The sequence below is a fragment of the Schlesneria sp. genome (genome assembly GCF_036405755.1).
GTDB lineage: Bacteria > Planctomycetota > Planctomycetia > Planctomycetales > Planctomycetaceae > Schlesneria > Schlesneria sphaerica.
The window spans coordinates 1-9369 of record NZ_DASWWZ010000744.1; the positions used below are offsets into that span (position 1 = coordinate 1).

The 9369-nt window shown below is 58.9% G+C and carries 8 protein-coding genes; 3 read left to right on the forward strand and 5 right to left on the reverse strand.

The genetic code is table 11. The features are described 5' to 3' along the window. Together VGE80_RS24445 and VGE80_RS24450 are read left to right on the forward strand one after the other, a co-directional pair. Positions 1-340: HlyD family efflux transporter periplasmic adaptor subunit (locus tag VGE80_RS24445; RefSeq protein ID WP_440594471.1), on the forward strand; the 340-nt coding region annotated here is incomplete at its 5' end. Positions 341-557: 217 nt separating this feature from the next. Continuing rightward, positions 558-1091, forward strand: coding sequence for a hypothetical protein (locus tag VGE80_RS24450; protein ID WP_440594472.1), 534 nt, complete (start codon positions 558-560; stop codon positions 1089-1091). Between the two features lie 4 nt (positions 1092-1095). Here VGE80_RS24450 and murG read toward each other — a convergent pair whose 3' ends face one another. Continuing rightward, entirely contained in the window at positions 1096-2229 is a 1134-nt protein-coding gene (gene murG, locus VGE80_RS24455) for an undecaprenyldiphospho-muramoylpentapeptide beta-N-acetylglucosaminyltransferase (protein ID WP_440594473.1), read from the reverse strand. Between the two features lie 289 nt (positions 2230-2518). Here murG and VGE80_RS24460 point away from each other — a divergent pair, with 289 nt between their 5' ends. Beyond that, complete coding sequence (locus VGE80_RS24460) at positions 2519-3376, forward strand: fumarylacetoacetate hydrolase family protein (protein ID WP_440594474.1); 858 nt, start codon at positions 2519-2521, stop codon at positions 3374-3376. A 266-nt stretch (positions 3377-3642) separates the two neighbouring features. Here VGE80_RS24460 and leuS read toward each other — a convergent pair whose 3' ends face one another. The 4 genes from leuS to VGE80_RS24480 all read right to left on the reverse strand — a co-directional run. Then, the gene (leuS, locus tag VGE80_RS24465; RefSeq protein ID WP_440594475.1) at positions 3643-6555 is read right to left on the reverse strand and encodes a leucine--tRNA ligase; all 2913 of its coding nucleotides are present in this window, start codon (positions 6553-6555) and stop codon (positions 3643-3645) included. 299 nt (positions 6556-6854) lie between these two features. Further along, positions 6855-7994 carry a 5-(carboxyamino)imidazole ribonucleotide synthase gene (locus tag VGE80_RS24470; RefSeq protein WP_373650245.1) on the reverse strand — a complete coding sequence of 380 codons (1140 nt, stop codon included), beginning with the start codon at positions 7992-7994 and terminating at the stop codon, positions 6855-6857. Continuing rightward, positions 7991-8491 carry a 5-(carboxyamino)imidazole ribonucleotide mutase gene (gene purE, locus VGE80_RS24475; protein WP_373650246.1) on the reverse strand — a complete coding sequence of 167 codons (501 nt, stop codon included), beginning with the start codon at positions 8489-8491 and terminating at the stop codon, positions 7991-7993. Before purE ends, VGE80_RS24470 begins: the two co-directional genes overlap by 4 nt. A 229-nt stretch (positions 8492-8720) precedes the next feature. Next, positions 8721-9369: hypothetical protein (locus VGE80_RS24480; protein WP_440594476.1), on the reverse strand; the 649-nt coding region annotated here is incomplete at its 5' end.

The window sequence follows — 9369 nt, forward strand, 5'->3', positions numbered from 1 at the left end:
GATCATCAGTCCGACCTACGGCACCGTCGGGGAAGTCAAAGTTCATTCCGGCGATCAGGTCGCAGGTGGCGGTTCCCTGGTGGATATTCTGGACGACGTCCAGCGTCATGTGGTGGCGCAGTTGCCCCCGGGGACAGCGGCCCAGTTGAAACCCGGAACCAAGGTCACTCTTGTCTTTCCAGAGAATGACAAACGGATTGGAGTGATTTCCGAGATCCCCTCGCACGTCACGTCGTCATCGCGGAATGGCGAATCGTTCGTGGCTGTAAAGATCGAACCGGCTGGCAAGTTGTGGCCCAAAATTGCGATTGGTGCCAACGTCAAGGTCATGCTTCCGTAATTGGGATGACTCCGTCACAATGCCTCAATCCCGCAGCGAGACTGCTGCGGTCTGATGCGATAACGCTGGTTGCGTCGTCTGAGATGGATCGCTCGATTCCTCTTTGCAGGCTGCATCTGCAGAATCTCTGCGGGTCAGTGTGAGAAACGAGTGAACTTCCGGACTGTGGCCTGTCGCACGTCCTGATTGAGTGATTTGATTTCGGAGCATGAAATTTATGGGGCACTCCCCGGCTGAACCCCCGCAAGGTCTCTTGGCGACGGTTGGGCAGTTTATTGCTCGCTTCTGTACGTCCGCCTGGGTTGGTGCTGCCACTCTGTTTGTGATTGTGGGAGTGGCCGAGGTGACGCGAGGCGGCTTCGACTCTGCCACCAAAGATATTCTCGTCGCACTCCGCTTTCCTGCGTATTACGTCTGCGGAGTGGTTCTGATGGGAAGTGCCTGGCTGGGGGCACTTGTCGGGGGACCGTCGGCCGCTTTTCCCCGGTTCCGACGCACTGGGGCACTGATCTTCCTGGCGCTGTCACTTGGCGTGCTGGCGCTGGACTACGTCTTTGTCTATCTTCCTCTGCTGCGAATGGTCGTTCCCCCGGGCCAAGCCAAGTCGGCGTCGTTTACGCATTACCATGAAGCCTCGAAATGGGTCAATCTGGTCGGCTTGACGTTTTGCCTGATCGCGACGGTGCTCGTACAGTGGCCGGTTCGCGTCACTCAGGTTGCAGAAACCCGGACACCAGACACCGCCGCGTAATGGCCTATCGGGCGCAGGGAGTCACCTCAGCCGCGATGACATCCGCGATGGCCGCGGCTGCGTCCGGGTGGGCAAGTGACAATGCGGCATTTCCCATGCGATGACGCAAATAGGGGTCCCTGATGAGCTTCTCCAGGTTCCGGGATAACTGCAAAGCGGTCTCGTCAGAAGAATGTGCATGTTCCACGAGGAGTGCGGCCTCGCGATCGACGAACACTTTGGCATTGGCATGCTGATGAGCGTCGGCTGCGTGCGGATAGGGGAGCAGAACTACCGGCTTGCCCGCACACGCCAGTTCCGCCAGCGTCGTGGCACCGGCTCGTGAAATGACGAGACTCGCACGCTCGTAGAGTGCGGGCATTTCACGAAAGAATGACGACACTTCAGCTTTTAACCCCAGTTGGGCGTATGTTTGACGAGCGACCTCCACATCGCGAGGCCCGGTCTGGTGATCAATCTGCCAGTTGGCGAGTGGTTCGCGCAACGCCGCAACCGCTTTCAATACCGCAGCATTCAGCGAGTCGGCACCTTGACTTCCGCCGAGGATCAGCAAATGTCGGCCAGTATCCACTGGAGAGACGACGGTGTCTGCATGATCTTCTGCGGGGTGGTGCAAGCGGGCAATCTCTGCGCGTACGGGATTCCCGGTGACCGTCACACGGCGAGCGCGCGGCAAATATGATTGTGCCTCGGCGAACGAGAGGCAGACCTGGTTTGCGTAGCGGCTCAGACCACGTGTCGTCCGTCCGGGGATCGCGTTTTGTTCCAGCAGCACGACGGGAATTCGCTGGCGGCTGGCTGCATAGACGAGGGGTGCACTGGCGTAGCCACCCAACCCAATGACGGCGGCGGGCCGAAGTTCTTTCAGCAGTGCTTGGGCGCTGCGCCACGCCTGCCAGTTTCGCCAGAGAAATCTGACGGGGTTTCGTTTGAGAACCGCCAGTGATTCGACCGGCAACATGCGATGTTCGAGGTGGTGGTCCGCCGCGATGCTGACTTCGATGGGCCGGTTGGAGCCGATGAAAATGAGTCGGCGGGAAGGGGAACGCTGGCGGAGCTGTTCGGCCACGGCGATCCCGGGGAACAGGTGGCCGCCGGTGCCTCCCCCCGCAAAAAGGATTGTCGGCGCCGCTTCCATGACTTTCCGTTCCTCAGCTTGTGTCCGTAAGGCTGGTGCAAGTCCCTGACGTGATTTCGGTGGAGCGCGTGACGCCTGTGAGTTCCCCAGCATCGCTGCGGCGCAGAATCAGGGTGCATGCTGAACACGAACCCTGTTTCGCAGATTTGAGTTCGACCGGCAAGTTGAAGTGACCTCTGTACGGATGAAAATCCCTCCCGAGGTGACTAGAGTGTCCCGACGCCGTGCAAAACTCAATTGTGAGAAGTCGTTTCACAGCCTCGCAGACACTACTACCAGGGAGACTAAGATGAAGCTGGCCACCTTGAAAACCGACTGGGGACCACGAGTCGTTGGCGTGGCACTCGACGGACGCTTTGTGGATTTGTGTGAAGTGGATGTCAAGCTTCCCACCACCATGCGGGAAATTCTGGCCGCTCCAGAAGGTCTGATCACAGCAGCCCATGCGCTGGCGGTCGGATCGGCCAAAGGCCCCTTCATCACGGGTCAGCTGGCGGCCCCGGTGGGAAATCCGGGCAAAGTCTTCTGTATCGGGTTGAACTATCGCGATCACGCGATCGAAACCAATTCGCCCATTCCGACCGAGCCCGTCGTCTTCAGCAAGTTTTCGCAGACCGTGATCGGTCCCGAAGACGCGGTGATTCTGCCGAAAGTTTCTCATGAAGTCGATTATGAGGCCGAGCTGGTCGTCGTGATTGGCAAGCAGGGAAAAAACATCCCGAAAGAGGAAGCTTACTCATACGTCGCGGGATACACCTGCGGTAACGATGTCTCGGCTCGCGACTGGCAAAAGGGACGACCGGGCGGTCAGTGGCTCTTGGGCAAGTCACCAGACACCTTCGCACCCACGGGACCCTACCTGGTCACCGCCGACGAAGTCGATCCACGCAGTCTGAAGATCGGTCTGCGTCTGAACGGCGAAACGCTACAGAATTCGTCGACAAAAGAGCTGATCTTTGGCATCGACGAAGTGATTGCTCATCTGTCGCAACTGATCACGCTGCAACCGGGCGACCTGATCTTCACCGGAACGCCTCCGGGTGTCGGTTCGGCTCGCAATCCGCAAGTCTACCTCAAGGCGGGCGATCGGATGGAAGTTGAAATCGAAGGGGTGGGTGTTCTCGCCAACCCGGTTATTGCTGAATGATCCCGGCTTGGTCGAAAAGCGGCTGATACGGATCCGTGGCGTGAATAACGCCGAATCAATAGAGAGAGCAGACCAGGACTCAGAATTGCCCCGGTCTGCTCTCTTTTTTTACGACTCATGCCAGAAACGGCCGTCGGGGCGAGTCCGCTCACCCGTGAAACGTCCCGGACCGACGTCAGTCTGCGGGCGTCCTGAGACGCGTCCGCAGACTGGTCATCTTTGCCCCCATGGCCGATGAGATCGGGAGGCGTTCCCTTCAGGAAAATCTACTTCACGACGAAGTTGATCATCTTACCCGGGACCACGATCGTCTTGACGATATTCTTCCCTTCGAGCTGACCAGCAATGACTGCGTCCGCCTTGGCCGCCGCTTCCGTTGTGGGCTGATCTGCACCTGTGGGGATCGTGATCTTGCCGCGCAACTTTCCGTTGATCTGCACCGGGATTTCGACCTCGGCTTCGATGAGGTATTTCTCTTCGTGAGTCGGCCATGGTTCGTACGCCAGCGTTTTTGAATGTCCCAGCAGTTCCCAGAGTTCTTCGGCCAGGTGCGGTGCGAAGGGGCTGAGCATCAGGACGAACGGTTCCATGACGGCTTTCGGGCGAACGTCCTGGCTGAGGAACTCATTCACAAATTCCATCATGCGGCTGATGGCCGTGTTGAATCCCATGGATTCCACGTCGCGCGTAACTGCCTTGATGGTACGATGCAAGGTTCGCAGTTGAGCCGCCGTCGGAGCGACATCCTGGACCTGAGGACACAGTTGGGCCTTGGTATCATTCGATTCATCGACGATCATTCGCCAGACACGACCAAGGAACCGGGCAACCCCTTCGACACCCTTCATGCTCCATGGCTTAACGGCTTCGAGCGGACCCATGAACATTTCGTACAGTCGAAGTGAATCGGCCCCGAACTGGTTGACCACGACATCGGGATTGATGACGTTGCCCCGGGATTTGGACATCTTATGGGCGCGGCTTTCAATCACGATCTCGGGCCGATCCTTCAGGACGAAGGCATCTCCCTTCTTCTCGACCGCCTCAAGATCAAGTACGACGGGCGTGACGACTTCACCGGTCTTTTCGACGACTCGTGTGGTGGCACCACTTTCATCGACATTCGCTTTCAAATCGCGTGCTGAAACGAAGGGAAGTGTCGCAATATCCGTCCCCGCATTTGTCCCCAGCACGTACCCGGTGAACTCGACTTCGCCCAGAATCATTCCCTGATTGACCAGTCGCTGGAACGGTTCTGCCGTCGAAACGTGTCCACGGTCAAACAGGACTTTATGCCAGAAGCGGGAATACAACAGGTGCAGCACGGCGTGCTCTGCCCCACCGACATACAGGTCGACTGGAAGCCACCGCTTTTCCAGGGCCGGATCCAGGAATCGCTCGGTGTTCTGGGGGTCGGCGAAGCGCAGGTAGTACCAGCACGACCCCGCCCACTGCGGCATGGTGTTGGTTTCCCGCTTGAGACGCACGCCCTCGGGCGAGGTTTTGTACAACCAGTTCTCTGGTGCCTTTGAGAGCATCGGATCAGGCGTACCCGTCGGTTTGAAGTCAGCCATTTCCGGCAGACGAACCGGAAGTTCGGTGACGGCATCGGTTCGCAACAGACCGGTCGGTTGTCCGTTTTCGTCCAGCTCGTGCCAGATCGGGAACGGTTCGCCCCAGTAACGCTGGCGCGAGAACAACCAGTCACGCAAGCGGTAGTTGACCGCCTTGCGTCCGATCCCCGCGGACTGCAGATCACTGGTCATTTTTGTCTTGAACTCAAGCGTCGGCAGGCCGGTGTACGCTCCCGAATTGATCGCGACACCGTGCTGAAAGAAGCCCTGACTGACGTCGACGCTTCCGTCGGCCGGAGCCACGACGTGCGTGATGGGAATCTGGAACTGCGTGGCGAACTCGAAGTCTCGTTCATCGTGGGCGGGAACGGCCATGATGGCACCGGTGCCGTAGCTCATCAGAACGTAGTCAGCGATCCAGACGGGGACCTGCTCGCCGTTCATCGGGTTCGTCGCGTAGCCCCCGGTGAAGACTCCGCTCTTGTTCTTGGCCAGATCGGTTCGATCCAGATCACTCTTCGTGGCAGCCTGCTGTCGATAGGCCTCCACGGCCGCACGTTGCTCAGGAGTCGTCAACACGGCCACCGCCGGATGCTCAGGGGCGAGGACCATGTAGGTGACGCCGAAGAGCGTGTCAGGCCGCGTCGTATAAATTCGTAAGACATCCGGCGAAGCTTCCCGCGGGAAGCCGTTCGTCGCACGGTTCGCCTTCCATTCTTCGTAAGCGGGTCCGTTCTGTCCGACGTAGAAATCGACTTCCGCACCTTCGCTGCGGCCGATCCAGTTTTTCTGCATCAGCTTGATCGATTCGGGCCATTGAAGATCGTCCAGCTCATTCGCCAGGCGGTCTCCGTAGGCGGTGATCCGCAGCAACCATTGGCGCAGCGGCACTCGCTCGACCGGATGTCCGCCTCGTTCGCTCTTCCCGTCGACGATCTCTTCGTTGGCGAGCACCGTCCCCAGTGCGGGACACCAGTTGACCGGGGCTTCATGTTGATAAGCCAGCCGGTGCTGATCCTGGTAGCGCCTCACCGCGTCACTGCCGCGAGAGGCGATGTCGGCGGGAATCGGCAGGTCGGCGATCGGGCGACCCCGTCCTGTACGGGCCTTACCGTCGGGACCGGTCCATTCATGAGCGGGATCGTACCAGGTGTCGAAAAGCTGGAGGAAGATCCACTGTGTCCAGCGGTAGTATTCGGGATCTGTCGTCGCGAACTCGCGGCTCCAGTCATAACTGAAACCGAGTGACTTCAGTTGCCGCTTGAACGTTTCGATGTTTTTGGCCGTCGTGACGGCGGGATGAGTTCCGGTCTTGATCGCGTAGTCTTCGGCGGGCAATCCGAATGCATCCCAGCCCATCGGATGCAGCACCTGCTTGCCCCGCATGCGGTTAAAGCGGCAGACGATGTCCGTCGCGGTGTATCCTTCGGGGTGTCCGACATGCAGACCCGCCCCCGACGGATAGGGAAACATATCGAGGACATAGAGTTTGTCTGACGCATCGGCACTGGTACCGGCCGGATCAACTTGAAACGTCTGGTGTTCGTCCCAGTAGGCCTGCCACTTGGCTTCAATCCGCTTGACGTCGTCATCGTAACGAGGCATGACCTTCAGTCCGTTTCCGTATTCAAAAATGGTGTCAAGTTGTGATGATTCAGCATCAGGTGGGACGGAATTGTCTCTATCCGCGGACTGCAAGAGGACACCTCGATGCGCTCTTCAGGTTCGGATCACGACAAGTCCGGATCCAGGCGTCGCGAGAAATCGGCTTCCCACCGGTGTCACCCAGGCCGTTTCCGGCTTTCATCAGGAACTCCGTCTGGCCCCGAAATCATAGCGGTTTGGCAGGTTCGTACAATTTCGGTCGCTCCCCCGGAGGGGGGAGCGTGGCAGGGGGGCCCGATTCAGCGGAACTTCAATGCCGCACGGGCCTGCTTTGCCGTCTGTTCGGCTTCGTGCACAGTCGGAGCCAGCACGGTGAGGTGCCCCATCTTTCGCCCCGGTCGCGGATCCTGCTTGCCATACAGATGCAGCTTCAAATTGGGATGCCGCAACGCCGCCGTCCAGTTTGGTTCGCCGCTGTCCCAGACATCGCCCAGGAGGTTCGCCATGGCCGAGGGAGACCGGAGTTCACCGGACCCCAGCGGCAGCCCGCAGATGGCCCGCACCTGTTGTTCAAACTGGCACGTGACATGGGCGTCGATCGTCAAGTGGCCCGAGTTGTGTGGACGGGGCGCTGTCTCGTTAATCAGTAATTGCTGATTCTTTGTGAGAAAGAACTCGACACACATCACACCGACCACGTTCAGTCGATCAAGGACCGCCCGCGTGATCTCGATTGCATCGGCCGCGACGGAACCGGGGACCAGCAGCGGACAGACGGAAATGTCCAGAATGTGATTGCTGTGTACGTTTCCGATCGGGCCATAGCTGACAAACTGCCCGTCGAGACCCCGGGCGGCGACGACAGACAGCTCACCTTCGAAATCGATAAACTTCTCAAGAATTGCCTGAGGAGCGTTCAGTTTGGCCCAGGCCGCCTGAAGTTCGTCTTCAGACCGGACGACCACCTGACCTTTGCCGTCGTATCCCCAGTCGGCCGTCTTGAGTACCCCCGGCAACCCTTGCTGCTTCGCCGCTGCTTCCAGTTCCTCGACCGATCGCACAAGTGTGAAGGGGGTCACGGGGAGCCCGGCTTCTTTGAGGGCGGATTTTTCCCGATATCGATTCTGGGATGTGTGCAGCACGGACCCGTCGGGGCGAACGGGACAGTACTTGCGGCAGACTTCGGTTGTTTCTGAGGGGACATTCTCGAATTCAAACGAGACGACGCTGACGCCCCTCGCAAATTCAGCGACCCGATCAAGGTCCTGATAGTCACAGCGGACTTCGACGTCCGCGACTTGCCCTGTCGGCGTTTCCGTGTCGGGAGAAAGGACATGGACGCGGTAGCCCATGCGTCGCGCGGCGATGGTAAACATGCGGCCGAGTTGGCCACTTCCCAGCATTCCCAGCGTGGCACCGGGCAGAATCGGATTCGTCATGGAAGTGAATCTCCCAGTACCCGGTCGCGTTGACGGGTTTGAAAGTCGTGCAGTCGGGCTCGGAGTTCCGGACGGGTTGTGGCGAGGATGCGGACTGCCAGCAATCCCGCATTTTTGGCACCCGCCTCACCGATCGCCAGTGTTCCCACGGGGATTCCGCCGGGCATTTGCACGATGGACAGAAGCGAATCCATGCCGTTGAGTGCGCGGCTCTGCACGGGAACGCCCAAAACGGGAAGGACCGTCTGCGAGGCGACCATGCCGGGAAGGTGCGCCGCCCCCCCTGCTCCGGCGATGATCACTTCCAGGCCCGCCGATTCGGCCGAACGGGCGTAATCATTCATCAATTCAGGAGTTCGGTGAGCTGAAACAATCCGACATTCATGAGGAACTTCGAATTCCTGCAGCAGTTCCGCAGCGTGCCGCATCGTTTCCCAATCGGATTTGCTTCCCATGATCACCCCAACCAGTGGTGAAGGGGGACTGGAATCGGCCATCGAATCTCCTGTCGTTGCAAAGGAACCAGATCGGCGAGGGCACAAATACGGCCGCCGAACCGTCATGTTGGCGATTCCTCGCACAAGTTCAAGCAGCAATCGCTGAAACGGTCCTTCAGGGGCAGACGAGATCTACGGTAAGGCGCGACTGGCAGGGCCGATTTCCGCCTGACAGCGGTGTTCATTGCAACTTGTCGCCGGCCAGTAAAAGTATCAGTCTCGTTCGCGGCTATCCCGATGTCGCCGTCGGTTCCAGGACCGACTTTTCAAACGGCTTGGGATCGATGGTGGCATGCAGGATCTTCAATTGAATGTTGATCTTCAGGCCGTCGCAGCGCTGGTGGATGATTTCGGGCATTCCGCTGAACAGCAGTGACGAATTCTCCTGGGTGTAGTAGCCCCCGATCATGCTGACTAAGCCCAGCAGGTCGCTGCAGAGGCTGAGGTACAGGAGATGGTCCCTGCGTGTTCTGGAATCATGCACGCCGAGGACATCTTTCGAGCTTTGATGGATACTGATCAGACTGACCAGTGAATTGAGTTCATGGAACCGCTTGCGATACGCCAGCATCTCCAGTCCCGTCAGGGCGAGAAACGCCAGCACAAGATTGATAATGATCCCCAGGAAGGCGTCGACCCCCTGAAAGAGTTCGCTCGTCTCACTGAGGCTGGGCTCATACTGGCCGGATGACATCGGGGTCTGCTCCCCGTCCAGCAGGTGACTTGCCGCCGCCAGCATGCGGGGGGTGATATCCTTGCGAGCGACGAGGTACGTTTTGACGGCATAAGTGGCGACTGGTTGTTCCGGAAAGGGGGGAATGCTGAGAAGATACCCGGCCGGGATCGTGTGCGGGCTGAGATAGTCTAATTGAGCGACG